The following is a 26,045-nucleotide window of genomic DNA, read 5'->3' as shown; positions in this document are numbered from 1 at the left end:
GTCATTCCGTTGGCGGGACGGCGCTAGGCGGGACGCGCGACGGGCAGCAGGCCGAGCTCCAGGAGGCTTTCGGCGGTGGTGGCGACAGCGTCGTCGCTGGTGCGGGGGTTCCAGTTGAGGACGGTGCGCGCCTTGTCGTTGCTCACATGGCGGATCTTGCCGAGGTTGGGTAGCACGCCCTTCAGCGCCGGGTTGGCCTCGGCGGCCCTGCGTACCGTCTCGTCCGGAAGCTCGGTGGTCGGGACGGCACCGGCGGCGTCGCCGAGCCGGTCGCGGATGGCGCGTGCGATCTGGTGCAGGGAGACGGCGTCGCCGGCGGCGGCGATGAAGCGTTCGCCGGCTGCCCTGGGGTCGGTCATGGCCTTGAGGTGCAGGTCGGCGGCGTCCCGGACATCGACGACGGCGAAGTGCAGGCGGGGTAGGCCGGGCATGGTGCCGCTGAACAGGCCGGTGATCATGTTGATCGAGGAGGAGTGGTCGTTGCCGACGACGGGGCCGAAGATGCCGACCGGGGCGATGGTGGCGAGCTGGAGGCCGTTGCCCTCGTGCTCGACGAAGTCCCAGGCGGCTCGCTCGGCCAGCGCCTTGGACCTGATGTAGGCGGGGATGTCGCTGTCCGGGTCGGTCCAGTCGTCCTCGGTGAAGGGCTGTTCGGTTGCGGGCCTGCCGTAGCCGACGGCGGCGAACGAGGAGGTGACCACCACGCGTTCGACGCCCGCGTCACGGGCGGCACGCAGCACGCGCAGCGTGCCTTGACGGGCCGGGACGATCAGATCGTCCTCGTGGTCGGGCTCGCCGCCCGGGAAGGGGGAGGCGGTGTGCAGGACGTAGCGGCAGCCCGCCACCGCCTCGGCCCACCCCTCGTCAGCGGTCAGGTCCGCCACCACGAACACGAGCCGCTCACCCGCGTCCACGCCCATGGCCTCCACGTCCCTGCGCACTTGGGCCTCGCGGTCGGCGGTCCGCACCGTGGTGCGGACCTGGTAGCCCTCACCAAGTGCCTGGGCGATCACACGGGAGCCCAGGAACCCGGAGCCTCCGGTGACCAGGACGGTACCGGTCGAAGTGCTGCTCATGGCTGGCCAACTTCCTTTGTCTTCTCGTCCTTGTAGTGGCCTTGTATGGAAAGGGATCAGCTGCGGCTAACTGGTCAGCGCCGGCAACAGCAGGGCGTCCATGACCGCGATGAGCTGGTCGGCGTCGGCCTCGGTGCCCGTGAAGAGCTTCTCCGCGAAGACGGTGCCCATCAGGAACATCTCGGAGTGCGCCAGAGCCGGATTGTCGGGACGGATCGTTCCGCGCTCGACGTGCCGGGCCAGGATGGTACGCAGCGCGTCGAGGTAGGGGGCGAACAGGACGTCCCGCAGGGCCTGGGCGAGGGCCGGGTCGGACATGATGGCCTGCCAGATTCCCAGCGTCGGGGCGCCCTTGGGGTGCGGTGCCGGCATCATGCGGGCCAGGGCCACCAGGTCGTCGCGGAGGCTTCCGGCGTCGATGTGCGGCAGCGGCGGGTACTTGCGCGCCATCATCGCCGTGATCACCAGCTTGGGCTTGTTCTCCCACTGCCGGTACAGCGTGGCCGTACTCGCCTGCGTCCGCCTGGCCACCTCGTCCACGGTCGCCTGCTCGTAGCCGACCTCCGCGACCAGATCGAAGGTGACGTCGAGGATCTCGCGCTCGCGCTCCTGTGTCAGCCGTTTGCGCCGGTTGGGGGCCGGTACCTGCCCAGTCATCAGTGATTCCCGTCGTCCAAGGTGCCGGCCCATGCCGCGTATCGAAAACGAGCTTTCGACAATACGTTTTCGATAAGGGACTGGCAAGTGGGCAGCGCCGTCCGAAGACGTCGTGGCTCACGGACCCGGATGGCTACCGGCTCGAGCTGGTGGAGTGGCCGTCCGGACATCCCGACGGCATCACGGCAGCAGACTTCTCCTGAAGCGTCCTGGCCGAGTTCCACGACCCCGCGCGCCTGGCGGGCGACATCAGACGGTTCACCAAGGCGGTTCTGCTCCCTCTCCGATTCCTCTACACCGCCGCCACCGGGGATCCCGGATCCACCGACGACGCCATCCACCACCACCTCGCCCATCCCTCACCGGTCGCCGGTGAACTCGTCCGCGCCGCGACGCGCGCACGCCACGGACAGCCGGGCCCGGCAGAGCACCTCACCGAGCTCCTCCGTGCCGACCTTGTCCCCCTCTACCTCCACTACATCGACAGCTGTCTCCCCGGACTGACGCCCGCGGACATCGACCTGTCCCATGGCCTCACCCTCTGGCGGACACGACTTCTGGACGAGAACAACACGCTGCCCGCACACCGCCCTCCAGAGAGCGACCTGCCCCATCGGGACCTTTGAGACGCAGCGCCTAATTCGGGTCGAGGACGGCCTGGAGGGCCGGGGCGAGGCCGCGTTCGATCTCGTCCGGCGTCAGGGTGGTCACTGCGGGGAGCCGCAGTAGATAGCGGGTGAGTCCGAGGCCGAGGAGCTGTGCGGAGACCAGGCCGGCCCGGCGTGCGGCGTGGTCCGGGCCGAGAGCGGCGGCCAGGGCGGGGGCGACCTGCGCCGCGAAGATCTCGTGCATCCGGGCTGCGGCCTGTTCGTTGGTGACCGCCGAGCGCATCAGGACCAGCAGTGCGTCGTCGGCCGGGTCGCCCTCCCAGCGTGCGAGGAAGTGCCGCACCAGGGTCTGGGGGACCTCGTCCGGGGGGACGTCCGTGAGGTCGGGCAGTCGCAGGTCGATGGTGAGTGTCGCGTCGAAGAGCTGGGCCTTGTTGCCGAAGTAGCGCATGACCATCGAGGGATCGATGCCGGCGTCGGAGGCCACGGCTCGAATCGTCGTGCGCTCGTAGCCCTGTGCCGCGAAACGCTCGCGTGCGGCCCGCAGGATCGCGGCCTTGGTGCGGTCCGAACGCCTGTCGGTGCTGGTGATCTCGGTGCCTCGCGTCATGCCAACGACTGTAGGTCAACGTGTGTTGACTTTCCAGTGCGGAATCGCGCATCATGCCAACAACTGTTGGCCAACAGCTGTTGGCAAACGTTCGTTGGCTTCGTCTCCCCGGAAGGAAACCCCGACATGAACACCACCGCACTCCCGGCCCGCACCGAGGTCGCCATCGTCGGCGGCGGCCCGACCGGGCTCGCGCTCGCCGTCACACTCGCGTCCGCCGGCATCGACTTCGTCGTCCTGGACCGGCTGGCCCAAGGCGCGAACACCTCACGGGCCGCCGTCGTCCACGCCCGCACCCTGGAGGTCCTGGACGAGCTGGGAGCGTCCGAGGACCTGATCCGGCGAGGCGTCCAGGTCACCCGGTTCGCCGTCCGCGACGGTGCCCGGAGGCTGCTGACCGTGCCGTTCGACCAGCTGCCCACGGCGCATCCGTACACGCTGATGGTCCCGCAGCACGAGACCGAGAGCGTGCTGCTGGAGCGGCTGCGGGCGATCGGTGGCGACGTGCACCGCCCCTACGAGGTCGCCTCCGTCGTCCAGGACGCGGACGGTGTCACGCTCACCATGACCACCGGCGAGACGCTGCGCGCCGCGTACGCCGTCGGCGCCGACGGTATGCACAGCACCGTGCGCGAGGCCGCGGGCATCGGGTTCTCCGGCAACGCCTACGCCGAGTCCTTCGTGCTCGCCGACGTCATGATGGACTGGGCCCCGGGCCCCGAGGAGGTCTCGCTCACCTTCGGCACCGCGGGGCTCACCGTCGTAGCGCCCCTGCCCGGAGGGCGCTACCGGGTCGTCGCCACCGTGGACGACGCGCCCGCCACACCGGATCTCGCCTTCGTCCAGCGGCTGTTGGACGAACGAGCCCCGGGCCAGGCCAAGGTCACCGGCCTGGCATGGTCGTCACGGTTCCGGGTGCACCACCGGGTCGCCGACCACTACCGTGCCGGCCGTCTGCTGCTGGCCGGCGACGCCGCCCATGTGCACAGCCCCGCCGGCGGTCAGGGGATGAACACCGGCATTCAGGACGGCTACGCCCTGGGCCAGGCGTTCGCGTCCGGAGAACTCGACGGCTACGAGGCGCGGCGCCGGCCCGTCGCCCAGCGGGTGGTCGCCTTCGCCGACCGGATGACCCGCGTCGCCACCACGCACAACGCGGTGGCTCGCGGAGCACGTAACATCGCCCTTCCCCTGCTCGGCCACACGGCGATGCCCAGGAAGCTCGCCACCGAACTCGCCGAGCTCAATTACCGGTAGGGCCACCGTGGTTCGCGGCTTCTCATCCCTGGGAGGTGGACCCTCGAGGTGGATCCTCGACGAATTCCGTGGAAACTCCACCTACTTCACGTGCCCATGACAGCATTCGGGCTGATGTTGCCTGTGTTGTCGAACGGGGAGTCGAATGAGGACGAGGCGTAGGGTGGCAGGGGTGTTGGCCGCGGCCGCCATGGCCGTGCTGGCGTGGGGGACACCGGCGCAAGCCGCGACCCCGGTGCCCACACCCGGGGCGCTGCTCCCGAACGGGACCAGTGCAGCGATGAGCAAGCTGGAGCTGACCGAGCACCGTGTGTCCCCCACGACGATCAGTACGCTGGACGGTCACCTGCCCAATGTCGGGGTGGACACGGTCCTGAAGTCCGCCAACCACCCCATGTACAGCAGCAGCGGTTCCGGGTGCACGAGCACCGAGTTGGCCGCACGGCCGATCAACCCTGCGGCGTCATCGGCCTACTGCTGGGACACCGGCGACGCCCTCACCCAACAATTCGTACCCCAGGGACTGACCTCGTCCGGCGACGCCGACGACGACGGCATGTGGGGCACGAACAAGGTGATCCTCTCGGGGTGGACCAACAACGACGACCTCGCGAGTTCCACCCCCGATGACGACGGCCTGGCACGGGTGGCGTTCATCGACGCCAACACCCCCGGCGCCTTCAAGTACCGGTGGGTGCTGCTGGTCGTGCCCACCAATGGCGGCGACGACTTCGACAAACTGGGCTCTCACCTCGGTGGCATGGTCTGGTTCGGCGACAAGCTCCTGGTCACCGCGTCCCGTGGAGACGACAGCAACAACGCGCTGTTCGTCTTCGACTTCAAGCACATTCTGCAGGCGACCGTGAACTCCCACGAGATCGGCAAGGTCAGCGGCGGCTACTCGGCACGCGGCTACCAATACATCATGCCCGCGATCGGTTCCTACAGCCTGGGCGGCAAGTGCAGTGGCGCATCCGTCACCGGCTACCCCTGCTTCGACGGGCTCACCATGGACCGCAGCACCAGCCCGTACAGCATCGTCGCCAACGAATGGCGCACCACCGGCGGTGACGCCCAGCCCGCCCGGATCTTCCGCTACGACCTCGCCGCTCCCGGCGGTGCCATGCCGCTCGTCACCAGCGGGGGGAAGGCCTATGCCGACCCGACCAAGAGCTACGTGACCAACAACGCGGCGGGGTTGCAGGCGGTGCTCGCGAACAACGACAAGTACTACGCAGCCGACGCCCTGTGGGGGCCGGGGGTGCACGGCATCATGTGGAAGATGAGCGCCGGCGGCGCCGCCACGTCGCACACCTGCAGCGGACAGGTCCAGGCCAACGCATGCTGGGCCCAGCACAGCGAGGGCATGTCGCTGTGGTGGAGCACCCAGCAGTTGTGGTCGCAGACAGAATGGGCCGCGGACTCCACCGGAGCGTGGAATCAACCGGCCATTCCCGAAAGGGTGTTGTTCTCCGTGCCGTTCTCCAACATGTGACGGCGGCGCCGGGCGGCGAGGCGGCACGCCATGAAGCCGCCGTGCGGGCGGCCTCCGCGCCGTGAGCGCCATCGCGACGACCGTGCGCTCACAGGTCCAGGACCAGGCGGGGCCCGCAGGAGCGGGAGACGCAGATGAGCATGGTGTCGCCGGCTGCCCGCTCGTCCTCGCTCAGGAGCGAGTCGCGGTGGTCGGGCGTTCCCTCGAGCACGTCGGTCTCGCAGGTGCCGCAGGTGCCCTCCTGGCAGGAGAAGTCGACCTCGACGCCTGCCTCCGTGAGGACCTGGAGCACGGAGCGGTCGGGCGGAACCGTGAGCGTGAGCCCGGCGCGGGCCAGTACGACGTCGAAGGCCTCGGTTCCGTGCGAGTCGGTCCGCTCCGCCGGGGCGAACCGCTCGACGCCCAGGGTGCCGGGCGGCCAGGCGGCGCACCGCTCCTGCAGGGCACGCAGCAGGGGCTCGGGGCCGCAGGCGTGTACGAACGTGCCCGTCTGCGGTTCGCCGAGGAAGTCCGTGAGATCCAGCAGACCGAACTCGTCCTGCGGGCGGACGAGGACGCGTTTTCCGTAGGGGGCCAGGCGGTCGAGGAACGCCATCGATCTCCTGGTGCGGCCGCCGTAGAGCAGACGCCAGTCGCTTCCCGCGGCGTCCGCCTCCTCGATCATGGGCAGGAGGGGCGTGATGCCGACGCCGCCCGCGATGAACAGATGGCGTTCAGCCGGCCGCAGCGGAAAGTTGTTCCGTGGCCCGCGCGCCCGTACCGCGGTCCCCTTCCTGAGGTGCTCGTGGACGTAGGCCGAACCGCCCCGGCCGTGCGGTTCACGCAACACGGCGATCTGCCAGGCGTCACGGTCGGCCGGACGTCCGCACAGGGAGTACTGACGGATCAGGGTGCTGTCCAGGAGCAGGTCGATATGGGCTCCCGGGGTCCACGGGGGCAGCGGCCCGCCGTCGGGGCGGCGCAGGGTGAGGCAGACGACACCGTCGGCGGCGTCGGTGCGGTCCGCCACGACGAGGGTCGCCTGGTCGGTGGGCAGGAGGTCGGTCATGGTCGTCAGCTCAGTCTCGTACTCGATGGGTGGGAAGGGCTGTCAGACCCGCGGTGGGACGCGCAGCAGCAGTGCGTCGCCCTGGCCGCCGCCCCCGCACAGGGCCGCCGCGCCCGTGCCGCCGCCGCGTCGCCGCAGTTCCATGGCGAGGGTCAGCACCAGCCGGGCGCCGGTCATGCCCACGGGATGGCCCAGGGCGATGGCTCCGCCGTTGACATTCACCCGCTCCGGCGGAACGTCGAGCTCCCGGACGGACGCCAGGGCCACCCCGGCGAACGCCTCGTTGATCTCCAGCAGGTCCAGGTCGGTGGTCTTGAGCCGGCCGTCGCGGGCGAGGGCGTCCCGGACCGCCCCGGCAGGCTGGACGAGCAGCGAGGGATCGGGACCCGCGACGGTGCCGTAGGCGCCGATCTCCGCGAGCGGGACCAGACCTTCCCGCGCGGCGCGTTCGGCGCTCATCACGACGACGGCCGCGCCGCCGTCGGACAGCTGTGAGGAGTTGCCCGCGGTGATGGTGCCCTCGGCGGAGAAGGCGGGCTTCAGCCGTCCCAGGCCGTCCGCGGTGCTGTCCGGCCGTACGCCTTCGTCCGTGTCCACCACGGTCTCGCCGCGGCGTCCCGTCACGGTGACGGGTGCGATCTCCTCGGCCGGCGTGCCCGACTCCTGGGCGTGGGCGGCCCGTTGATGCGACAGGGCGCTGTACTCGTCCTGCTCCTGGCGCGTCAGGTCGTACGGCCGCTGGTAGCGCTCGGTGGCGGCACCCATGGAGACGCCGTCGAAGGCGCACACCAGGGCGTCGCGGTCGAGGGCGTCCTCGGCGGTGGCGGCGCCGTACGCCAGGCCGCCGCGTGCCGTGCGCAGCAGGTAGGGAGCGCCCGACATGGACTCCATGCCGCCCGCGACGACGACCTCGTGGCGCCCGGAGGTGATCATGAGGTCGGCCAGGGCGATGGCGTGCAGACCGGACAGGCAGAGCTTGTTGACGGTGCTCGCCGGGACGGAGAACGGAATGCCCGCGGCCACGGCCGCCTGCCGGGCCGGATTGGGACCGGCCCCGGCCTGGACGACGTGGCCCATGACGACGGCTTCCACGGCGGCGGGCTCCAGTTGTACGGCGGCCAGTGCGGCACGGATGGCGTGCGCGCCGAGGTCGGCGGCGCCGACCGTGCTCAGGGCGCCCATGAGCTTGCCGATGGGTGTTCTGGCGCCTGCGACGATGACGGATCCGGGCACGGCCGGCACCTCCTGGGTACGAGGGGAACGAGGTCAGGCAGCCGCGTCGACGGCGCGCTCGGCGACGAGATGGCCCGTCTCGTTCACCGAGTGCAGGACGATCCGGCCGCCGGGCATCCGCCGTACCCGGCTGACCGAGGTGTAGTCGGGGTGGAACCAGAACATGCGGGGCAGGCCCAGCACCGTCGCCAGATAGGTGTTGGTGATGCCGCCGTGGCACACGACCGCGACACGTCCGCCGGGGTGGGCGTCGAGGATGGTCTGCATGCCCCGTCTCGCCCGGGCCCGGAAGGCGTTCCAGTCCAGATCCGGTACGAAGTCCTCGTAGCGGCCCTCGGACAGGGCGAGCGAGCGCGGGTCGTCCGCACGGATCTGTTCCGGCGGCGTGTAGGGGTGTGTCACGTCGGTGTCCCACTCGCGCAGGTCGTCCAGCACTGCGGCGGTCAGTCCCGTGAGCCGCTCCACGGGAGCCGCCGTCTCTCGCGCCCGCTGGAACGGGCTGGTGTACAGGGCGTCCAGGCCTTCGTGCACCAGCCAGGCGGCGAGCCGCTCGGCCTGCGCCGTGCCCTGCTGCGACAGCCCGGGGTCGTACTCGCCCGCCCGGGGAAGGCCGTGGCGGATGAGGAGGAGTTCGGTCATGGAGAGGTCCTTGACGGGGAGGGGAGTGGCTCAGCCGGCGATGGTGCGCTCGGAGCGCCAGTAGGGGCGGCGCATCGCGCGTTTGTCGAGCTTGCCCATGGCGTTGCGCTGCAGTTGCGGGACGAACTCATAGGTTTTCGGGCATTTGTAGGCGGCCAGCTTCTCGCGGCAGAACCGGTCCAGTTCTCCGGCCGTCGGCTCGTCGTCGACGGTCACGACCAGGGCGCGCAGCGACTCGCCGAAGTCCGGGTCGGGTACGCCGATGACGGCGACGTCGGCGACCGCGGGATGCAGCCGCAGCACCGCCTCGCTCTCGGCCGGGTACAGGTTGACCCCGCCCGAGACCACGACGTCGGCGGCCCGGTCGGTGATGAAGATGTAGCCGTCCGCGTCGACATGACCGACGTCGCCGAGGGTGAAGACACCGGGGGAGAGGTAGGCGGCCTTCGTCTTCTCGGGGTCCGCGTGGTAGCGCACGCCCCGGCCTTCGGGGGCGCGGAACGCGAGCAGGCCCGTCTCGCCCGGCGGCACCGGCCGGCCGGCGTCGTCGCTGACGAGCACCTCGAAAGGGGGCTGGGCGCGTCCGACGGAGCCCGGGCGTTCCAGCCATTCGGTGCTGTCGATGCGGGCCAGGGTGCCGGCTTCGCTGGCGCCGTACGACTCCGTGAGCACCGGACCGAACCACTCGATCATGGCTCGCTTCACCTCGGCCGGGCACGCGGAGCCGGTGTGCGAGACCTGGAGCAGGCTGGAGACGTCGTAGCGGGCGCGCACGTCCTGCGGGAGGGCGAGCAGGCGCTGGAAGTGGGTGGGCACCATCACGGCGGAGGTGACCCGCCACTCCTCGGTGCGGCGCAGGAACGCCTCCGCGTCGTACTTGCCGAGGATCACCACCGGCTGACCGGCGGCCAGATGTCTGAGCGCGGTCAGCGGTCCGTTGTGCTGCAGCGGGCCGCACACCAGGTGCGGGCCCGGCGGGAATCCGGACCGGGCGGCCAGCGCGGCCAGGTAGGCGGCGCTGTCGGCGATGTCGCCGCTCACCCAGCGCACCTCGGTGCCGCGGGCCCGTCCGGTGGTTCCGGACGTGTAGACGAGGGGAGGGCGGGCGGGCCGGTCCGTGGGGGCGGGCGTGGCGGGCGCCGCCTTCAGCCACGGTTCCCAGTCGAAGGCGTGTCCGGCGGGCTCGGTTCCGTGTGTCACCACGGGCAGGCCCAGTTCGCGGGCCGCCTCCACGGCGACGCCCGCGCCGGCGGGTCCGGCGACGATCGCGGTCGCGTTCGCGTCGACGAGTTGATCGACGAGTTCGCCGACCATCAGCTGGCGGGAGGTCGCCACCGTCCCCACTCCCGCGCGCAGTCCGGCCAGATGGGTCACGAGGGTCGGGATCGCGTTGTCGCCGAGGACGGCGACCCGGTGGTCGGGGCCCGGTGCGAACTGAAGCAGCCGTGCGGCCGCCCGCTCGATCTGGTCGGCGAGCCCGGACCAGGACAGCGCACCCCGGTCGTCGATCAGGGCGGGCTCGTGGGGTGTCTCGTGGGCACGGCGGTCGACGGGTGGAAGGGACATGGCTCCTCCGACGGCTCCTCGGTCCGTCCCGCGGCTTCGCGGGAAGGCGATGCTGAGACTGTAGCGTTTATCAAGAAAGTGCGGAACACTCTGATCCGGGTCGCAACCAATCGTCTCTGATCAAGGGCCGCATGCTGCCCCGTACGACCTTTCGTTACTCAAGCTCTCGTCCGGTTAGTGACTCGAGGAGGAGCCATGTCCAAGCCGGAAGCGGACCAGCCGCACATCGACGCCTGGCGCACCCAGGTCAGGCAGTGGCTCGCCACCGTGCTGGAATCCCGCCGGACCCCCGCGTCCACCCCCGAGGCCGCCGACCTCGCCGTGTTCCACAACCTCCCCGACGACGAGGAGCGGCTGCTGCTGGAGCGCTGCCGCGCCTATCAGCGCGCCCGCTTCGACGCCGGCCACCAGGCCCTCACCCTGCCCCGGGACAAGGGCGGAGCAGGACTGAGCGCCGCCCATGCGGCGGCCTTCGCGCAAGAGGAGTCCGCGTTCGAGGTCCCGCCGTCCACGGAGCTGATCAGTGTCACGGTGCGGCTGGTCGCCATGGCCGTCTCCCTGTTCGGCACACCCGCGCAACGCGACACCCACGCACGCGCCTTCCTGCGCACCGACCTGCTGGCCTGCCAGCTCTTCAGCGAGCCCGGCGCGGGATCGGACCTCGCCGCCCTGCGCACCCGTGCCCGCGAAGAAGAAGGGGCCTGGGTGATCGACGGGCAGAAGGTGTGGACCTCAGGAGCCCAGTTCGCCGACTACGGGCTGCTGCTGGCCCGCACCGACCCGGACGTCGTCAAACAGGCCGGCATCACCGCCTTCCTGCTGCCGATGGACACCCCGGGCGTGCAGGTGCGTCCCATCCGTCAGATGAGCGGCGGCGCCTCCTTCAACGAGGTCTTCCTCGAAGGCGTCCGCGTCCCGGACGAGCTGCGGATCGGGCGTCCCGGCCAGGGCTGGGAGGTCGCCACCGCCACCCTCGCCTTCGAACGGACCGCATCGGGCGGCGGCAACCGCCGCAAGGGCGGCACCTTCGCCGACGTCCTCGTCCTCGCCCGCTCACTGGGCCGCACCCGGGACCCCCTGGTCCGCCAGCGCCTCGCCGACCTGTACGTACGGTCCGAACTGCGCGCGGCCACCGTAGACAGGGTCGCCCGGGCGAGCGCCGACGGCGGCCGGCCAGGCCCCGAGGCGTCGCTGACCAAGCTCATGGCCTCCGACCTGCTCACCCGCACCGGCCAGACCGCGGCCGAACTCATGGGCGCCCGCATCAGCGCCGACACCGGCGAACCGGACACCTTCGCCTGGACCCAGCACCTCCTGGGCGCCCCCGGCTACCGACTGGCCGGCGGCACCGACCAGATCCAGCGCAACCTCATCGGCGAACGCGTGCTGGGACTGCCCGGCGAGCCGCGCACCGACCGCGTTCCCTTCTCCGAACTACCCGGCAACTGAAGGCTGTTGACACCGACTCAAAGGAGCGAGCATGGACACGGGACTGACCGGCGCGAAGGCGCTCGTGACCGGCGCCAGCCGGGGCATCGGCCGGGCGATCGCCGGACAACTGGCAGCCGAGGGCTGCGCACTGGCACTCTGCGCCCGCGGCGAGGAGGCACTGGCGAAGGCCGCCGCCGAACTGCGCTCCGACGGAGCGGCCGTCTACTGCGAGCCGGTGGACGTCACCGACCCGGACGAACTCACGGGCTTCGTGCAGCGGTCGGCGCTCGAACTCGGCGGCCTGGACCTGCTGGTCTCCAACGTCTCGGCCGGCAACGTCAAGGGCCCGACGTCATGGGAGACGAGCCTGCGCGGTGACCTCGTCCCCTTCGCGACCCTGGTCGAGGCGTCCCTGCCCCACCTCGAGGCCTCCGACCGGGCCGCCGTCGTGGCCATCGGCACGACCAACGCCTCCGACACCGCCCGACCGGCCGGAGCAAACTCCTACTCCGCCCTCAAGGCGGCCGTCGTCCAGCACGCCTCCGCGCTCGCCCACGCCCTGGCCCCCAAGGGCATCCGCGTCAACACCGTCTCGCCCGGCCCGATCGACTTTCCCGGCGGCGCCTGGGAGACCATCCGCACCAGCCGCCCGGAGGTGTACGAGGAGGTGCTCGCCAAGCTGCCGATCGGCCGCTACGGCACCCCCGAGGACGTGGCCGCCGCGGTCACGTTCCTGCTCGGCCGCACCGGATCCTTCTGTGTCGGCGTCAACCTCGTCGTGGACGGCGGGCTGCTGACCCGCGTCCAGTACTGAGACCGTGACCGGGCCGGCCGGCCGCCTGGACGCCGTACTGGTCTGCGGCGGCAGATGGCACGACATCGACTTCGCACGGCTGCGACTGCTGGAACTGCTCGCGGACCGGCCACAGGTGCGCACCCGGGTCTACGAGGACTACGACTGCCAGCCCGCCCTGGAGACCGCAGACCTGCTGGTCACCTACACCTGCGACGTCAGACCGGACGCCACGCAGCAGAAGGCACTGGCGCACTTCGTCCAGCGGGGCGGGCGCTGGCTCGCCCTGCACGGCACCAATTCCGTGATCGAACCCCCGCTCCCCGGCGGAAGACGCCTCTTCACCACACCACGGCTGCTCGGCGACGTGGCCGGGGTGCTCGGCAGCCAGTTCCTGGCCCATCCCCCGATCGAACCGTACGAGGTGAAGGTCACCCGGCCCGACCACCCCCTGGTCGCCGGGATCGAGCCGTTCACGGTCACCGACGAGCTGTACGTGTGCGAACTGCACGGCGACCGGGAGGTGCTGCTGCACGCCGAGTACACAGGGCCCTGCCGAGGCTTCGCCGAGGGCGACACAGCAGCACTCGACCGCACGCCCCGACCGGTGCTGTATCTGAAGCGACACGGCCTCGGCGAGGTCTGCTACTTCACTCTCGGACACTGCCGGGGCCGCTACGACATGCAGGACCTCGGGGTCGCGGACACCGGCCGCGTGGACCTCGGGCCGTGGCGCACACGAGAATTCCGCACGGTCCTGCGGCGCTGCCTGGACTGGGCCATGGGCGCCTGAAACCCACTTACGCCGCTTACCCCGGACAGCCGTCAGGCCGGGCCCGTACCAGACCCGGCCTGACAGCACATGACTCAGCCGTGCGGCAGCACGACCGCACGGCCGCTGATCTCCCCGGCGTGCAGCCGCTCGTACGCCGCCGGCGCCTCCTCCAACGAGAACGTCTCCACGTGACAGGAGACCAGCCCCTGGCGGGCGAGTGCGACGACGTCGAGGAGTTCCGGGACACTGCCCCAGTAGGGGAAGCAGGCGGAGACCTCGAACGGCAGCGCACCGCCGAAGCCGACCGCGAGGGTGCCCCCGCCGATGCCGACGACCGTCACGTCTCCCGCCACGGCGACCGAGGCCGCGGCGATCGCCACGGTCGCCTCGGCGCCGACGAAGTCCAGAACGGCTTCCGCGCCCCCGCCCCCGGTCAGCTCCCGCAGACGGGCCGGTGCCTCAGCGTCCGAGACCAGCGTCTCGTGAGCGCCGACCGTGCGCGCGAGCTCCAGCTTCTCCTTGCTGACATCGAGGGCGATCACCCGGGCCGGCGTCAGAGCCCGCAGCATCTGGACGGCGAGATGCCCCAGACCACCGACCCCGATCACCACCGCCGTACTGCCCGGCACCAGCTTGGACAAGGATCTGCGCAGCGCGTGATATGGCGTCAGCCCGGCGTCGGTCAGCGGGGCGGCCTGCACCGGGTCCAGCCCGCCCAGGGGGACGAGGTGGCGGGCTGAGTCCACCAGCATGTACTCGGCCAGGGCGCCGGGGGAGCCGAGGCCGGGCGGCATGATGCCGAGCCCGGCGGCGTGCGGGCAGCTGTTCTCCCGGCCCTCGGCGCAGGCGCGGCAGCGCCCGCAGCCCCACGGCCCGTAGACCGCCACCTCGTCGCCCTCCGCCACCCCGCTCACGCCTGCGCCGAGGGCGGCGACGGTGCCGACGCCCTCGTGGCCGAGCGTCAGCGGCAGGGGATAGGGGAACTGTTCCTCGGGCCAGCCCATCACCGCGAGGTCGGAATGGCACAGCCCGGCCGCCGTCACCTTCAGCAGCACCTGGCCGGGACCCGGCTCGGGCACGGGAATCTCGACGACCTCGGGAGCGCGTCCCACTTTCCGGTACTGGATCGCCTTCAACGTCATTCCTCCTTGTCGGGGACGGCCGCCGCGCCGGCCGCAGCGGGAACCGGGGGACTGGTCGCCTTCCGGCGGCGCAGAGCGGTGGGCAGGGCGATGCGTCCGCCCGTCAGCACCAACGCGACGATGAGGACCGAGCCGGTGAACAGGCTCGCGGCCCATTGTGCGCTGGTGGCCAGGCCCAGCCCCGTGATGCCGGTGCCGAGCAGCAGCACCGCGAGCACCGTGCCCCAGGCGTTGAAGCGGCCCGCGCGCAGCTGGGTCGCCCCGACGAAGGCAGCCGCGTAGGCGGACAGCAGATACGGGGTACCGGCGGTCGGGGAACCGGACCCGACCTGGGAGGCGAAGACGATCCCGGCGAAGCCCGACAGCAGCGCCGAGGTCACCAGGGTCATGAAGCGCAGCCGGTCGGTGCGCACTCCCTGCAGACGCGCCGCGTCGGCGTTGAAGCCCGTCGCGTACAGGCGTCGGCCGGTGGCGGTGTGTTCCAGCAGGAACCAGATGGCGACGGCGGCGAGAAGCAGATACAGCACGGGCAGGGTGATGCCTCCCACGTCGAGTTGCGCGAGGTCGGCGAACGGCTTGGCCAGGAGTTGGACACCCGTGATGGAGCTGTCGTCGGTGACCATGGTGATGAGGGACTGGACGAGGGCGCCGGTGGCCAGGGTGGCGATGAACGAGTCGACGCGCAGCACCACCACCACGATCCCGTTGACGACACCGACCAGCAGTGCGGCGGTCATCGCCAGGGCGATCGCGGTGCCGGGCCCGAGGCCCGCGGAGACCAGGAAGCGGGCGGTCAGCACACTGGTGAGGGACATGGTGTAGGCGACGGAGAGGTCGAAGACGCGGGCGGCCAGCGGCGGTACGACGCTCAGCGCGACCAGTCCCGCGACCGCGTTGCCGTTGAGGACCTGCTTGACCGTGATGGCGGTCGGGAACGTCTCCGGTGCCCAGACGGAGAAGACCACGACGATGACCAGCCACACATACACCGCGCCGATGCTCCGGAACGACAGCGCGGCCACCGTCCGCCGTCCCAGCCGGGCCAGGGTGTGCGGGGTGGTGCCGTCCGGCCGCACCGGCCGGACCTGCGCGGCCCGGGTCGGAGTGGATGTCATCTCACTCGGTTCCTTCCATGGCGTGGACGAGCGCGGATTCGGTGATGTCCCGGCCGGTGATCTCCCGTGCGATCCGGCCGTCTCGCACCACCAGGACGCGGGTGCACAGGGCGAGCAGGTCCTGGGTGTCGGAGGAGGAGACGAGCACGCCCATGCCCTCGTCGGCCTGGCGCTCTATCAGGTCGTACAGCTGCAGCCGGGTCGCGATGTCGACGCCCGCGGTGGGTTCGCACAGCGCGAGCACCGGAGGTCGCTGGGCAAGGCAGCGGGCCATGACGACCTTCTGCTGGTTGCCGCCGCTCAAGGTCGTGATCCTGGCTTCCCGCCCGGCCGTGCGCACCCCGACCCGCCGGATCCAGTCCTCCGCGAGGGAGGTTTCGCGCCGCCGGTGCAGCCGTCCGCCGGAGCCGCGCAGGCGGTGCAGCAGCGGGAGGGTGAGGTTCTCCGCGACCGAGAAGTCCGCGATCACTCCCTCGCCCGCTCGGTCCGCCGGCACCAGGGGCAGGCCCAGTGTCCGGGCGTGGCCGGCGTCCGTCCACGCGTCGGAGTGCGCGGGCAGGCGGAGTCTGCCGCGCACCGGTGCGGTGCGCGCACCGCACACCGCGTAGGGCACGATCTCGTGGCCGGAGCCGACCAGGCCGGTGATGCCCAGCCGTTCGCCCCTGGCCAGATCGAAACCGACGCCCCGCAGGGGCCCGGCCCACAGGTCGCGGACCTGGAGCACCGCTTCGGCTGAGGCGGCGGGCTGAACCGGTCGGTGGCCGCTGTCGATCTCCTCACCCGCCATGAGCTCCGCCAGTGTGCGCGGGGTCAATCCCGCGACCGGGCGCGTGGCGACGTGGCGGCCGCCGCGCAGGACGGTGACCCGGTCGGCGAGGGCGAAGATCTCGTCCATGCGGTGCGAGACGTACAGGACACCGGCGCCGGCGTCGCGGACCTCCCGGACGATGTCGAAGAGCCGGGCCACCTCCCCGGGTGGCAGCACGGCCGTCGGCTCGTCGAGCACCAGCACCCCGCTACGGCCTTCCCAGCCCTGCAGGGCGGCGGCGATGGCCACCACTGTGCGCTGGACGGGCGAGAGCAGGGACAGGGGCCGGCGTACGTCGACGTCCAGGCCGAACCGCTCCACCAGTGCGGTCGTACGCCGTTCCATCTCGCGCCAGCGGATGTTGCCGGCGGCCGTACGGGCGAAGCCGTGGCTGAGCGCCAGGTTGTCGACGGCGCTCAGCTCGGGCACCAGCCCCAGCTCCTGGTGGACGAAGCGGAGCCGGTCGTGCCGGCCGGCGGTGGCCTGGCTCAGGTCGAAGGTCTCGCCGTCGAGTTCGGCGACCGCTCCGGGCTCGGCGTGGTGGTAACCGGCGAGGATCTTGATGAGCGTGGACTTGCCGGAGCCGTTGGGGCCCAGGAGGGCGTGGATCTCGCCGGGGGCGATCTCCAGGTCCACGCCCTCAAGTGCCCGGGTGGGGCCGAATCTCTTCGACAGCCCGGCGATCCGCAGCACAGGGCGGGTCAACTCAGCCCCCACAGCGCCTTGAACTGCGCCTGGTAGTCCTGGATGAGGGGGAAGTCGCCGTCGGCGGAGGGCAGGTTGTCCTTGGTGACCAGCATGTTGGGCAGCGCCGCCTGCTGGTCCACGTCCATGGACTGGCCGGTGAAGTGCCGGGCCAGGGCGTCGATCTGGATCCAGGCCAGCTCGTGCGAGTTCAGCGCCATGGCACCGTCGGTGAGACCGCTCTGGATGTACTGGTAGTTCTGCGCGTCCCCGACGTTGACGACGATGTGCTTGCCGGTGATGCCGGCGGTCTTCAGCGCGGCCGGAACACCCACGTTGAGCAGGCCCAGGGAGAACACGACGTGGGTCACCTTCGGGTGCGACCTGAGGTAGGACACCACCCGGTCCGGCATGTCCTTGCCGACCGCTGTGATCGGTACGTCGACGCTGTCCAGTCCGCACGTCGGGCACCACTGCTTGTACTTGGCCGCGAAGGAGTCCTTGACGGGTTTGAGGATGGTGTAGGCCGGGAGGTCGAAGTAGACGGTGTCGGCCTTGCCGCCGCTGTCGGCCACCACCCAGGAGGCGATCATCTCGCCCTGGACGGCGACATCCTTGGGCCTGTTCTTGAGCAGGGAGATCCCGTCGCCGGCCACGTCGTCCGCGTTGGACTGGATGACGGGGATGCCGGCCGCCTTGAGCTGTGCCAGTTGCTTGGCGTAGACGGCGCGGGGGAAGCCGGAGGCGATGACGGCGTCCGGCTTGTCCCGCACGGCTTGTTCGTATGCGGCCTGGACGGACTCGGGGGTGCCCTGGGTGGCGATCTGCTTGACCTTCCAGCCGAGTTGCCCGGCCGCGGCCGTGGTGAAGTCGGCGAGGTCCTTGCAGGACTGGACGCCGCAGAGGATGAAGTCGATCTGCTTGCCGCCCGGGATCTTGTGGCCCACGGGAGTGCTGACGGGGATGTGGGCCGGGCGGGCGGAGTACGTCTTGAGGGCCGCACGGGCCGCCGTCAGGCCGGGGGAGTCGGCCGCCGCCGCGGCCTGTGAGGTGCCGGTGGCCGGGGTCGTGTCGTTGCCGCACGCCGACAGGGCGAGCAGGGCGGTGACGGGGATGGTGGCGGTGAGGGCGCGGCGGACCGCGCGACCGGGTCTGGAACTCATCGTCGAGTACTCCCGTGGTGTGGCGCCTGGGCTGCCGCGGCCCGCGTCGCTCGCGCGGCGGTCGGCTCCGTTTCAGGCGGTCCTGTGGGTGCCGACCGGGACGGGCGGCACAGGGGGTGGTGGAACAGGGGGCCTGTGATCGCCGGCGTGGGGCACGGCGTGGGCCGCAGGGGTGACCGTGCGGCGCTGGGGCGGGGCATGGAGCCCGGCCCTACCAAGAAACTTATGAGGAACTACAGCCTCAAGTGCGTGGGAGTGTGACACGCTGCGGCGGACTTGGGGAGGGGGTCGCCGCAAAATTCCCCGTTTCCGCGCCTGATTTCTGCGGTGACCTCGGCAGACCTGGGTCGGGGTGTTGTTGCGAGTGTTGCCGCCGGATGCCCCCGCTAACTACACTCACTCTAAAGTTTCTGCCTGAGGAGAGATGATGGACGAAACGTCGGAGGTGGGCGCCGCGCGGTGTCCCGGGCCCAGCGTCCAGGACTACCTCGACCGCGACAGCCGACCCGTTCCCGCCGCCCTGCGCCTTGAGCGGAACGACTACCTGGGCAGCGAGGACATCGACTCGGCACGCTTCGTCTCCCGTGAGTGGGCCGAGCGCGAGATGCGGCAGGTGTGGCGGCGCGTGTGGCAGTTCGCCTGCCTGGAGAGCGAGATCCCGCAGGTCGGAGACCACGAGATCTACGAGATCGGGGACGACTCACTGATCGTCGTGCGGACCGCCCCCGAGGAGATCCGCGCGTACGTCAACGTGTGCCTGCACCGTGGCCGGAAGCTGCGCACCGACGGCGGCAATGTCAGCGAGTTCCGCTGTCCGTTCCACGGTTTCACCTGGAACCTCGACGGGACCATGCAGCCCCCGCCGTGCGCCTGGGACTTCCCGCATGTCGCCCCCGAGAAGTTCGCGCTGCCCGAGGCCAAGGTGGCCACCTGGCGCGGCTTCGTCTTCATCAACATGGACCCGTATGCCGAGTCCTTCGACAGCTACCGCGGCACCTTCGACGACTACTACATCTGGCCGCTGGAGAAGCGCTACAAGTCGCTGCACATCGCCAAGGTGCTGCCCTGCAACTGGAAGGTCGCGCAGGACGCGTTCATCGAGTCCTTCCACGTGATCGCCACCCATCCGCAGATGCTGCTGTGGCTCGCCGACGCCAACTCCCAGTACGACGTCATGGCCGACCAGCCCCACTGGAACCGGATGATCAACATCCAGGGCGCTCCCAGCCCGCATGTGGCCGACTTCGTGACGGAGGAGGACGTGCTGGAGACGTTCTACGACTCTCGCGCCTTCTACTCGGCTGCCCAGGGCCGCGATCTGGTGGTGCCGGAGGGAGGCGAACTGCCCGCGATCCCGCCCGGCGGCACGGCCCGTCAGGTCCTCGCCGAGCGGATGCGGGACCAACTGGCGACCACCTCGAACCAGGACTTCTCGCAGACCCCGGACACCGAACTCCTCGACGCCATCAACTACTTGCTGTTTCCCAACTTCAACCCCTGGGGCGGCGCCAAGTCCAACATCGTCTACCGGTTCCGGCCCAACGGCCTGGACCCCGACTCGTGCATCGCCGAGATCATCTTCATGTCGTCCCCCAAGCAGCCCGGCGAGATGCCACCCCCGGCCAAGGTGCGCTGGGTCGAGGAGGACCTGCTCTTCGCGGACATCCCCGAACTGGGCGTGCTCGGACCGGTCTTCGACCAGGACTGCGAGAACCTGCCGTATGTGCAGCAGGGGCTGAAGGCGATGCGCAAGCCGGGCATTACCCTGGCCAACTACCAGGAGAGCCGCATCCGCCACTTCAACCAGACGCTCGACCACTGGATGAGCAAGTGACCCACACCGTGGCGGTCCGGCCCGCCGGACTGGAGATGGAAGTCCTCGACGGCGAAGACCTGTTCAGCGCCGCGCACCGGCTCGGCTACCGCTGGCCCACCGTCTGCGGCGGCAACGGCACCTGCCGCACCTGCTTCGTCCAGGTCGACGAGGGCGCCGGCAACTGCTCGCCGGTGGGCCCGCTGGAGCGCGAGGGCATCGAGGCCCTGCGTCGGCCCGTGGACGGCCGCACCCGGCTCGCCTGCCAGCTCCGGGTCGTCGGCCCGGTGACCGTGACCAGACGCGGCGTGCGCCGCCGAGTGCAGGAGTGAACGCCATGCCCAAGCAAGTGACCCATCCGCTGACCGGGCATGTCTACCGGCTCACGGAGGACGGGATGGTGGAGGTGACCGACCCCAGGACCGGGGCACAGGGCATCTTCGACTTCCAGGCCCGCTGGCAGTCGGGCGAACTGCGCCACGCCGACCTGCAGATGGCCGGCTGGGTGGGCCGGCTCGCCCGGCGCCGCTCCGTCCCGCAGCCGGAGGAATGAGCCGGTGACAGTGCGCACCACACGGGTGGTCTGCCTGGTACGCCGCCCGGACGGGGAGCCGGTCCCGGACGACTTCGCGCTCGAGCAGCGCGAGCTGCCGCCGCTCGGAGCGGGGCAACTCCTCGTCCGCAACCTCTACATGAGCGTGGATCCCTCGATGCGCGGCCGGCTGGAGAGCACCGAGAAGCACTACACGCACAACTTCACCCCCGGATCCCCGCTCGACGGGAGGGCCCTGGGCGTCGTGGAGGAGAGCCGGTGCGCCTCAGTGCCGCCGGGCAGCTTCGTACGCCACCAGCTCGGCTGGCGCGAACACGCCGTCCTCGACGCCGCCGCCACCGACGGCGCCGGGCGCATCGACCCCGCCCTCGCGCCGTTGCCCACCTGGCTGGGACTCCTCGGACAGACCGGTTTCACCGCGTACGTCGGGCTGACGCGGATCGCCGGGATCCGCCCCGGCGACACCGTCCTCGTCTCGGCCGGGGCGGGGGCCGTGGGCAGCGCGGCCGGACAGTTCGCCCGGCTGCTGGGCGCGGGACGCGTCATCGGCACCGCCGGCGGGCCGGACAAGTGCGCGCTGCTGGTGAAGGAGTTCGGCTACGACGCAGCCGCGGACTACCGGGCCGAGCCGGTGCGCGAGGCGCTCGCCAGGCTGGCCCCCGACGGCGTGGACGTCTACTTCGACAACGTCGGCGGCGAGCAACTCGTCGCCGCCCTGCACGCGTTGCGCCCCGGCGGGCGGGTCGCTCTGTGCGGGATGATGTCCCAGTTCGGCGCTGAGCGGCGCTCCGCCGACATCAACCAGCTCATCCAGGCGGTCCTCAAACGGCTGACCCTGCGCGGCTTCATCGTGCGCGACCACGACGACCTGCGCCCGGAGTTCGAGAGCCGGGTCACAGGCTGGCTGCGCTCCGGCGAGGTCACGGCCCGGGAAACGGTGGTGGAGGGCCTGGACAACGCCCCGCAGGCCTTGCTGTCCCTGCTCGCCGGCGGCAACGTCGGCAAGATGCTGGTCAGGCTGGACACCTGCGGAGTCGACCGGTAAGGGACGGCGAAAAGGGGCGGGGGGGGCGCGGGTGGGAACGGCGCCCCCCCCCCTTTAGCCGGGGGCGCGGCCCCCCCGCCCGGGGGCGGCCGGCGCGCGGGGCGGCGCGGGGGGGGGGGGGGGCGGCGCCCGCCCCCCCCCCCCCCGCCCCTTTTCGCCGGTGCCGGGCCTCAGCGCATGTCGCGCGAGGCGGTCACCTGGTGGGCCTGGAGACTGACGCCCACGCGTACGAGCCCGGACGAGGCCGCCCGGAACTCCTTGATGTGCGCGGTGGTGAAGTGCTCGTCGAGCGCCTGCTGGGAGGTCCACCGCTCGTACACCCGGATGCGTCGCTTGTCCGCGGGGTCGGCGGTCATCGCGTAGTCGAGGCAGCCGGGTTCCGCCGCACGCGTACGGTGGCCCAGCTCGACGAGATGACCCAGCATCGTGTCCCGGTCGGCGGGCTCGTAGTCCATCCACCCGGAGACGATGATCTGCTCTGCCATGTGCCGTACTCCCCTTTCCGGGCAGCGGGCCCGGCGCATCCGTTCTGGGAGCGCCGGGCCCGGCCCGTGGTGGTCAGCTGCCGAGCGCCGCCGGAACGCTGTCCACGGTGACGGTGCCCTTGTCGCCGTCGACTGTGATGACCATCCCGTCGCGCAGCCGCCGGGTGCCGCCCTCGACGGAGATGACGGCGGGGATGCCCAGTTCGCGGCAGACCACGACGGCGTGGCTGTTGAGTGCGCCCACATCCACGACGGCCGCCCCGGCGACGAGGAACAGCGGGGTCCATGCCGCGTCGGTGATCGGCGCGACCAGCACCTCACCGGGCTCCAGCGCCTCGCAGGACGCCGGGTCGCTGACCACCCGTACCGTGCCCGTGTAGGTGCCGTGGCTGCCGCCCACGCCGCTGAGGACATCGCCCTCGCCCGCGGCATCGGTCGTTTCCTCCGCGCGCCGTGGCCAGGTGTCGATCTCGGTCCGGGCGTCGTCCGCGACGAAGAACGGCGGCTCCAGCTCGTGCAGCCGCGCGTACTCCTCGAGTCGCCTGGCGATGACGGGGACGAACGCCTCCGGGTCGGTGACGTAGTCATCCAGTTCGCTGTCCAGCAGCATCATCACGTCCTCGGGCTGCGCGAAGCGTCCGGCTTCGACGCCGCGGCGGCCGAGTTCGCGCACCGTCATGCGGATCTCGTTGACGACGGTCACGCAGTTCGCCTTGGTGCGCTCGCGGGCCGGGATCCACACCTTGGACGCGTGCAGTCCGGCGTCGAACATGCCGTGCGCTTCCTCGGGAAGCAGCGCCCGGACCTGCCGCGCCGTCTGCTCCCGCCGCTCGGTCAGGCGCTGCCTGCGGCTGGCCGGGGAGTCGTCGTCGGGGCTGTGCCGGATCCGGTCGACCAGGGCCAGTGCCTGGACGGGCGCAGCCTCCCACGACAGGGCGTGGATGTCCCATTCGTTGGGGCCGCGGTCGCCGGAGGCGGCCAGGAACTCCTCGAAGGAGTCGCGGAAGGCCTTCACGTCCCCGTCCGCCCCGTCGAGCGCCCGCTCCACCGCGGCCGCGCCCTGGTCGAACAGGGCGGTCAGCTCGGCGGAGTTCGCCACCTGGCGCGACAGCGTCCACAGTCCGTCGGACGGGGAGGCGGAGTCGACGTCGCCGAGACCGCCGATGAGGTCGAGCATGGCGTCGGGGCGGTCCACGCTCGCGCACAGCGGGCCGAGGATCGCCGGCCCGACGGAGGCGGGCAGGGACGACTCGACGTGCCGCTGGTACGTCGTCTCCACCTGGCCCAGCAACGAGCGGGCGTACGCCACCAGTTGACCGTCGGACAGCTCGCTCAGGTCGGGTCGTTCGCGGCGCAGCAGGCGTAGCCGTTCCCGGTCGGCGTCGGCCTCAGGGAAGTTCGACTGCCCCAGCATCCGCTGGAGCGTCCCGCCCGCCTTGGCGGTCAGCTCCGCGTCCTCGTCCTCGGGATGCGCCACGTACACGGGGGTGTCGGAGCGCTGGCCGACGAAGGCCGCGTCGATCTGGTCCGCCGTCTGGCCCATGCGGATGCCGAACAGCCGCATGTGGGAGAGGTTGAGGTAGAAGTAGCCGCCGAACATCCCCACGAAGGGCGGCCGGGGACCGGCCACCTCCTCCTCGCGGTAGATGCCGAAGCCGACGAAGCCCTTGCGCCAGCCCTGCAGACCCGGCCCCCACACCAGGGTCCAGCCCAGGGGGCTGGCCGGTTCCGGGAGGGTCTCGCCCGCGTTGGCGCGGGTGTAGTGCGGCAGCCGCTCGCTGCGCTGCCAGTCCGTGATCCAGCTCTTCATGCCCGACGTCTCCCGCCGTCCGTGCCCGCGCCTGTCCCTGCCCGTCCCGCGCCTACCACTGCGCCGTTCCCCCGTCGACGCTGATCAGCGCGCCGGTGATGCCCGCGCCGGCGTCGCCGGCGAGGAGGGAGGCGACCGCGGCGATCTGCTCCACCGTGGTGATCTTCTTGGTGGCGGCGTGCTCGGCGAACCGGCCGAGCCACTCCTCGTAGCTGATGCCCTCGGCCTCGGCCGCCGCGGGACCGGCGGCCCGCATGAGGTCGGTGTCCACGGCACCGGGGCAGATGGCGTTGCAGGTGATGCCCTGGGTGCCGTACTCGAAGGCGGTCGCCTTGGTCAGGCCGTGGATGGCGTGCTTGTTGGTGATGTAGTGGCTGATCGCGGGCTTATTGGCCTGCTTGCCCTCCACGGAGGAGATGTTGATGATGCGGCCCCAGCCGTGTTCGAGCATCTTCGGCAGGGACCGGCGGGTGCCGTAGAAGTAGGCGTTGAGGTTGAAGGCGAGGGCGTGGTCCCAGGCCTCGTCGCTGAGCTCGTGCACGGGCGCGAAGCCCTGCGTGCCGCCCGCGTTGTTGACCCAGATGTCGAGCCGTCCGAACCTCTCGGCGGCGAAGTCGGCGAGGCCCTCGATGTCCTGCTGACTGCTGGCGTCGCAGGCGTGGAAGACGGCCCGGTCACCGGCGGCCATCTCCTCCAGCGCCTGCTTGCCCTTGACCTCGTTGCGGCCGCTGACGACGACCGTGGCGCCGTCGGCCAGGAATGCCTCGGCGATGGCGCGCCCGATGCTGCGCGTGCTGCCCGTGATCACCGCGACACGTCCGTCGAGGCTGCCCGTAGCCACCATGGTGTTCTCCTGCTTGTGTTGAGGGTGAGGGTTCGTCACCTGGCGGCTCGTTCTGCGGTTTCCAGGTGCGCGTGGATGGTGCGGTGGAAGTGCTGGAGGCCGGGCTCGTTGCGCCCGAAGACGAAGTCGGTACCGGCTGCGGCAAGAGCCTCAAGGCCCTGCTGGACTCCGTACGTCGTCGCGTAGTCCTCGTCGCGGACCACCTCGTGGAACCACTCGCCGAACTGGTCGGCGGCCTTGCGCTCCTCCTCGGTGACGGCCGGTTCGCGCAGCAGGATGATCTGCTGGGTCACCGATTCGGTGGCCGTGCGGGGAAGGACGAGGGAGACGGCGATCTTCTGGCGCCAGCCGCCGGCGATCGCGAGTCCGGGGAAGAGCCAGTAGATGGGGCCGACGCAGTCACCGGGGTCCCGCTGCTCGGGCGGCAGGTCCACCGCCCCGGCGATGGGCCGCAGGGCCGGCGCGATCCGCTGGTGCGGTCCCCAGGTGTCGTGCGCCATCATGTTGGAGAGGTTGGTCTCGAAGACGGTCTTCGGGTGCAGTGAGGCGAAGTGGTACGTCTCCAGATAGCCGTCCAGGGTGACCTTCCAGTTGGGGCTGGTCAGTTCCCGGGTCGCGTAGTGGTGGCACTCCGCCAGGCGGAGCCCCTCCAGAAGCGGGAGCAGATCGCCCAGCCAGTCGTCGAGGTCGTGCTCGGCGGCCGGGTCCAGCGACACGAAGACGATGCCGGCGCGTTCCCCGGCCGGCAGTCGCACCAGGCCGCGCCCTTCGCGGGGCACGTCGCCGAAGGTCTTCTCGGCGTACACGCCCCGCAGCTCCCCGGCCAGGTCGTAGGACCAGGAGTGGTAGGGGCAGGTGAGCCGTTTCGACACCCCGCAGCCGGGTTCGAGGAGCTTGGCCCCGCGGTGCCGGCAGGCGTTGATCATCGCGTGCACCGTGCCCTGCCGGTCACGGGTGATCAGGACCGGGACGCCGAGCACGTCGATCGCCTTGTAGGTGTTCGGGCCGGGAAGCTCGCTCGACATGGCGAGCGGCAGCGGAACGCCGCGGTGGACGGCGTCCGTCTCGCGCTGCCAGCGGCGCGCGTCGAGGTAGTGCGCGACGGGTTCCGTCCACTGGTCCGCGACCTCGTGGGTCGTGCCCGCGCGGTAGTGCTCGACCACGCGGTCGACCAGTCGGGCCGCATCCTGCCGCATCGCCACGGAAGAGGCGTCGGTGGACCGGTCCTGGCTGATCCATGAGGAGTATTCAGGGGCCCGGGGCGGCTGACGCTGATCAGCCGTTTCCTGGGACTGCAGTGAACTGGTCGGGACCACGGTGTCCTCACAATCCTCCCAGCCGAGAGCTGGGGAACGGCTCCGGTTGCGACAGCTGGGCTGTGAGCGACAAAACAAC

At 70.9% G+C, this 26,045-nt stretch carries 25 protein-coding genes and 1 pseudogene; 10 read left to right on the top strand and 16 right to left on the bottom strand.

Features of this window, described 5'->3' with window-relative positions:
- Positions 1-23 precede the first annotated feature (23 nt).
- Both ABZ453_RS07180 and ABZ453_RS07175 read right to left on the bottom strand, forming a co-directional pair.
- On the bottom strand, positions 24-1,076 hold the full coding sequence (locus ABZ453_RS07180; RefSeq protein WP_359012394.1) for an aldehyde reductase: 1,053 nt from the start codon (positions 1,074-1,076) through the stop codon (positions 24-26).
- A 66-nt stretch (positions 1,077-1,142) separates the two neighbouring features.
- A complete protein-coding gene (locus ABZ453_RS07175) occupies positions 1,143-1,733 on the bottom strand; it encodes a TetR/AcrR family transcriptional regulator (RefSeq protein ID WP_359012392.1) in 591 nt (196 codons plus the stop codon).
- Between the two features lie 101 nt (positions 1,734-1,834).
- Between ABZ453_RS07175 and ABZ453_RS07170 the strand changes: the two are divergent.
- Positions 1,835-1,936, top strand: a pseudogene (locus ABZ453_RS07170) (VOC family protein); the annotation flags it as partial.
- Between the two features lie 156 nt (positions 1,937-2,092).
- On the opposite strand, the gene ABZ453_RS07165 reads toward ABZ453_RS07170, so the two are convergent.
- Together ABZ453_RS07165 and ABZ453_RS07160 are read right to left on the bottom strand one after the other, a co-directional pair.
- The gene (locus tag ABZ453_RS07165) at positions 2,093-2,263 is read right to left on the bottom strand and encodes a hypothetical protein (protein ID WP_359012390.1); all 171 of its coding nucleotides are present in this window, start codon (positions 2,261-2,263) and stop codon (positions 2,093-2,095) included.
- Positions 2,264-2,369: 106 nt separating this feature from the next.
- Complete coding sequence (locus ABZ453_RS07160; RefSeq protein ID WP_359012388.1) at positions 2,370-2,951, bottom strand: TetR family transcriptional regulator; 582 nt, start codon at positions 2,949-2,951, stop codon at positions 2,370-2,372.
- A 126-nt stretch (positions 2,952-3,077) separates the two neighbouring features.
- On the opposite strand from ABZ453_RS07160, the gene ABZ453_RS07155 reads away from it, so the two are divergent.
- Together ABZ453_RS07155 and ABZ453_RS07150 are read left to right on the top strand one after the other, a co-directional pair.
- Positions 3,078-4,208 (top strand): FAD-dependent monooxygenase, encoded by a 1,131-nt coding sequence (locus ABZ453_RS07155; RefSeq protein WP_359012386.1) that lies wholly within the window; start codon positions 3,078-3,080, stop codon positions 4,206-4,208.
- 163 nt (positions 4,209-4,371) lie between these two features.
- Positions 4,372-5,703, top strand: coding sequence for a hypothetical protein (locus tag ABZ453_RS07150; RefSeq protein ID WP_359012384.1), 1,332 nt, complete (start codon positions 4,372-4,374; stop codon positions 5,701-5,703).
- Between the two features lie 88 nt (positions 5,704-5,791).
- On the opposite strand, the gene ABZ453_RS07145 is transcribed toward ABZ453_RS07150, so the two are convergent.
- From ABZ453_RS07145 to ABZ453_RS07130, 4 genes are read right to left on the bottom strand one after another with little or no spacing between them, the layout of a single operon-like run.
- On the bottom strand, positions 5,792-6,751 hold the full coding sequence (locus tag ABZ453_RS07145; protein WP_359012382.1) for a PDR/VanB family oxidoreductase: 960 nt from the start codon (positions 6,749-6,751) through the stop codon (positions 5,792-5,794).
- A 42-nt stretch (positions 6,752-6,793) separates the two neighbouring features.
- The gene (locus ABZ453_RS07140; RefSeq protein ID WP_359012380.1) at positions 6,794-7,984 is read right to left on the bottom strand and encodes an acetyl-CoA C-acyltransferase; all 1,191 of its coding nucleotides are present in this window, start codon (positions 7,982-7,984) and stop codon (positions 6,794-6,796) included.
- 33 nt (positions 7,985-8,017) lie between these two features.
- The gene (locus ABZ453_RS07135; RefSeq protein ID WP_359012378.1) at positions 8,018-8,623 is read right to left on the bottom strand and encodes a histidine phosphatase family protein; all 606 of its coding nucleotides are present in this window, start codon (positions 8,621-8,623) and stop codon (positions 8,018-8,020) included.
- Positions 8,624-8,653: 30 nt separating this feature from the next.
- Entirely contained in the window at positions 8,654-10,189 is a 1,536-nt protein-coding gene (locus ABZ453_RS07130) for an AMP-binding protein (RefSeq protein WP_359012376.1), read from the bottom strand.
- A 195-nt stretch (positions 10,190-10,384) separates the two neighbouring features.
- On the opposite strand from ABZ453_RS07130, the gene ABZ453_RS07125 reads away from it, so the two are divergent.
- From ABZ453_RS07125 to ABZ453_RS07115, 3 genes are read left to right on the top strand one after another with little or no spacing between them, the layout of a single operon-like run.
- Positions 10,385-11,638 (top strand): acyl-CoA dehydrogenase family protein, encoded by a 1,254-nt coding sequence (locus tag ABZ453_RS07125; protein WP_359012374.1) that lies wholly within the window; start codon positions 10,385-10,387, stop codon positions 11,636-11,638.
- A 31-nt stretch (positions 11,639-11,669) separates the two neighbouring features.
- Positions 11,670-12,434, top strand: a complete 765-nt coding sequence (locus tag ABZ453_RS07120) for an SDR family oxidoreductase (RefSeq protein WP_359012372.1) — start codon at positions 11,670-11,672, stop codon at positions 12,432-12,434.
- A gap of 4 nt (positions 12,435-12,438) precedes the next feature.
- Positions 12,439-13,206 carry a ThuA domain-containing protein gene (locus ABZ453_RS07115; protein WP_359012370.1) on the top strand — a complete coding sequence of 256 codons (768 nt, stop codon included), beginning with the start codon at positions 12,439-12,441 and terminating at the stop codon, positions 13,204-13,206.
- Positions 13,207-13,280: 74 nt separating this feature from the next.
- Here the strand turns inward: ABZ453_RS07115 and ABZ453_RS07110 are convergent, their stop codons facing one another.
- Genes ABZ453_RS07110 through ABZ453_RS07095 form a run of 4 tightly spaced genes read right to left on the bottom strand, consistent with a single transcriptional unit; the run spans position 13,281 to position 18,100 of the window.
- Entirely contained in the window at positions 13,281-14,324 is a 1,044-nt protein-coding gene (locus tag ABZ453_RS07110) for an NAD(P)-dependent alcohol dehydrogenase (RefSeq protein ID WP_359012619.1), read from the bottom strand.
- A 2-nt stretch (positions 14,325-14,326) separates the two neighbouring features.
- Positions 14,327-15,445 (bottom strand): ABC transporter permease, encoded by a 1,119-nt coding sequence (locus tag ABZ453_RS07105; RefSeq protein ID WP_359012368.1) that lies wholly within the window; start codon positions 15,443-15,445, stop codon positions 14,327-14,329.
- A 1-nt stretch (position 15,446) separates the two neighbouring features.
- Entirely contained in the window at positions 15,447-16,958 is a 1,512-nt protein-coding gene (locus tag ABZ453_RS07100) for a sugar ABC transporter ATP-binding protein (protein WP_359012366.1), read from the bottom strand.
- Positions 16,955-18,100 (bottom strand): substrate-binding domain-containing protein, encoded by a 1,146-nt coding sequence (locus ABZ453_RS07095; protein ID WP_359012365.1) that lies wholly within the window; start codon positions 18,098-18,100, stop codon positions 16,955-16,957. The genes ABZ453_RS07100 and ABZ453_RS07095 overlap by 4 nt, the downstream gene beginning before the upstream one ends.
- A gap of 424 nt (positions 18,101-18,524) precedes the next feature.
- On the opposite strand from ABZ453_RS07095, the gene ABZ453_RS07090 reads away from it, so the two are divergent.
- From ABZ453_RS07090 to ABZ453_RS07075, 4 genes are read left to right on the top strand one after another with little or no spacing between them, the layout of a single operon-like run.
- Positions 18,525-19,934: an aromatic ring-hydroxylating dioxygenase subunit alpha gene (locus ABZ453_RS07090; protein ID WP_359012363.1), complete on the top strand. Its 1,410-nt coding sequence runs from the start codon at positions 18,525-18,527 to the stop codon at positions 19,932-19,934.
- Positions 19,931-20,245, top strand: coding sequence for a 2Fe-2S iron-sulfur cluster-binding protein (locus ABZ453_RS07085; protein WP_359012361.1), 315 nt, complete (start codon positions 19,931-19,933; stop codon positions 20,243-20,245). Before ABZ453_RS07090 ends, ABZ453_RS07085 begins: the two co-directional genes overlap by 4 nt.
- 5 nt (positions 20,246-20,250) lie before the next feature.
- Positions 20,251-20,466, top strand: coding sequence for a transposase (locus ABZ453_RS07080; RefSeq protein ID WP_359012359.1), 216 nt, complete (start codon positions 20,251-20,253; stop codon positions 20,464-20,466).
- A 4-nt stretch (positions 20,467-20,470) separates the two neighbouring features.
- On the top strand, positions 20,471-21,511 hold the full coding sequence (locus tag ABZ453_RS07075; RefSeq protein WP_359012358.1) for an NADP-dependent oxidoreductase: 1,041 nt from the start codon (positions 20,471-20,473) through the stop codon (positions 21,509-21,511).
- A 170-nt stretch (positions 21,512-21,681) separates the two neighbouring features.
- Here the strand turns inward: ABZ453_RS07075 and ABZ453_RS07070 are convergent, their stop codons facing one another.
- The 4 genes from ABZ453_RS07070 to ABZ453_RS07055 form a co-directional block, all read right to left on the bottom strand.
- On the bottom strand, positions 21,682-21,996 hold the full coding sequence (locus ABZ453_RS07070; RefSeq protein ID WP_359012356.1) for a putative quinol monooxygenase: 315 nt from the start codon (positions 21,994-21,996) through the stop codon (positions 21,682-21,684).
- A gap of 73 nt (positions 21,997-22,069) precedes the next feature.
- Positions 22,070-23,806, bottom strand: coding sequence for a PEP-utilizing enzyme (locus tag ABZ453_RS07065; protein ID WP_359012355.1), 1,737 nt, complete (start codon positions 23,804-23,806; stop codon positions 22,070-22,072).
- Between the two features lie 52 nt (positions 23,807-23,858).
- On the bottom strand, positions 23,859-24,650 hold the full coding sequence (locus ABZ453_RS07060) for an SDR family NAD(P)-dependent oxidoreductase (protein ID WP_359012353.1): 792 nt from the start codon (positions 24,648-24,650) through the stop codon (positions 23,859-23,861).
- A 35-nt stretch (positions 24,651-24,685) separates the two neighbouring features.
- Complete coding sequence (locus tag ABZ453_RS07055) at positions 24,686-25,846, bottom strand: aromatic ring-hydroxylating dioxygenase subunit alpha (protein WP_359012617.1); 1,161 nt, start codon at positions 25,844-25,846, stop codon at positions 24,686-24,688.
- Between the last annotated feature and the right edge of the window lie 199 nt (positions 25,847-26,045).

Origin of the sequence: Streptomyces sp. NPDC005799, from assembly GCF_040630525.1 — a bacterium.
In the GTDB taxonomy this organism is placed as follows: domain Bacteria; phylum Actinomycetota; class Actinomycetes; order Streptomycetales; family Streptomycetaceae; genus Streptomyces; species Streptomyces griseorubiginosus_B.
This window is presented reverse-complemented; position numbering and strand designations above follow the sequence as displayed.

What these genes read in the sequence shown, in the direction of transcription:
- ABZ453_RS07070 (WP_359012356.1), bottom strand. Translation starts at nt 21,996, where the DNA reads ATGGCAGAGCAGATCATCGTCTCCGGGTGGATGGACTACGAGCCCGCC.
- ABZ453_RS07120 (WP_359012372.1), top strand. Translation starts at nt 11,670, where the DNA reads ATGGACACGGGACTGACCGGCGCGAAGGCGCTCGTGACCGGCGCCAGC.
- ABZ453_RS07055 (WP_359012617.1), bottom strand. Translation starts at nt 25,846, where the DNA reads ATGCGGCAGGATGCGGCCCGACTGGTCGACCGCGTGGTCGAGCACTAC.
- ABZ453_RS07080 (WP_359012359.1), top strand. Translation starts at nt 20,251, where the DNA reads ATGCCCAAGCAAGTGACCCATCCGCTGACCGGGCATGTCTACCGGCTC.
- ABZ453_RS07155 (WP_359012386.1), top strand. Translation starts at nt 3,078, where the DNA reads ATGAACACCACCGCACTCCCGGCCCGCACCGAGGTCGCCATCGTCGGC.
- ABZ453_RS07135 (WP_359012378.1), bottom strand. Translation starts at nt 8,623, where the DNA reads ATGACCGAACTCCTCCTCATCCGCCACGGCCTTCCCCGGGCGGGCGAG.
- ABZ453_RS07130 (WP_359012376.1), bottom strand. Translation starts at nt 10,189, where the DNA reads ATGTCCCTTCCACCCGTCGACCGCCGTGCCCACGAGACACCCCACGAG.
- ABZ453_RS07090 (WP_359012363.1), top strand. Translation starts at nt 18,525, where the DNA reads ATGATGGACGAAACGTCGGAGGTGGGCGCCGCGCGGTGTCCCGGGCCC.
- ABZ453_RS07165 (WP_359012390.1), bottom strand. Translation starts at nt 2,263, where the DNA reads ATGGGACAGGTCGATGTCCGCGGGCGTCAGTCCGGGGAGACAGCTGTC.
- ABZ453_RS07105 (WP_359012368.1), bottom strand. Translation starts at nt 15,445, where the DNA reads ATGACATCCACTCCGACCCGGGCCGCGCAGGTCCGGCCGGTGCGGCCG.
- ABZ453_RS07175 (WP_359012392.1), bottom strand. Translation starts at nt 1,733, where the DNA reads ATGACTGGGCAGGTACCGGCCCCCAACCGGCGCAAACGGCTGACACAG.
- ABZ453_RS07095 (WP_359012365.1), bottom strand. Translation starts at nt 18,100, where the DNA reads ATGAGTTCCAGACCCGGTCGCGCGGTCCGCCGCGCCCTCACCGCCACC.
- ABZ453_RS07065 (WP_359012355.1), bottom strand. Translation starts at nt 23,806, where the DNA reads ATGAAGAGCTGGATCACGGACTGGCAGCGCAGCGAGCGGCTGCCGCAC.
- ABZ453_RS07060 (WP_359012353.1), bottom strand. Translation starts at nt 24,650, where the DNA reads ATGGTGGCTACGGGCAGCCTCGACGGACGTGTCGCGGTGATCACGGGC.
- ABZ453_RS07180 (WP_359012394.1), bottom strand. Translation starts at nt 1,076, where the DNA reads ATGAGCAGCACTTCGACCGGTACCGTCCTGGTCACCGGAGGCTCCGGG.
- ABZ453_RS07145 (WP_359012382.1), bottom strand. Translation starts at nt 6,751, where the DNA reads ATGACCGACCTCCTGCCCACCGACCAGGCGACCCTCGTCGTGGCGGAC.
- ABZ453_RS07125 (WP_359012374.1), top strand. Translation starts at nt 10,385, where the DNA reads ATGTCCAAGCCGGAAGCGGACCAGCCGCACATCGACGCCTGGCGCACC.
- ABZ453_RS07160 (WP_359012388.1), bottom strand. Translation starts at nt 2,951, where the DNA reads ATGACGCGAGGCACCGAGATCACCAGCACCGACAGGCGTTCGGACCGC.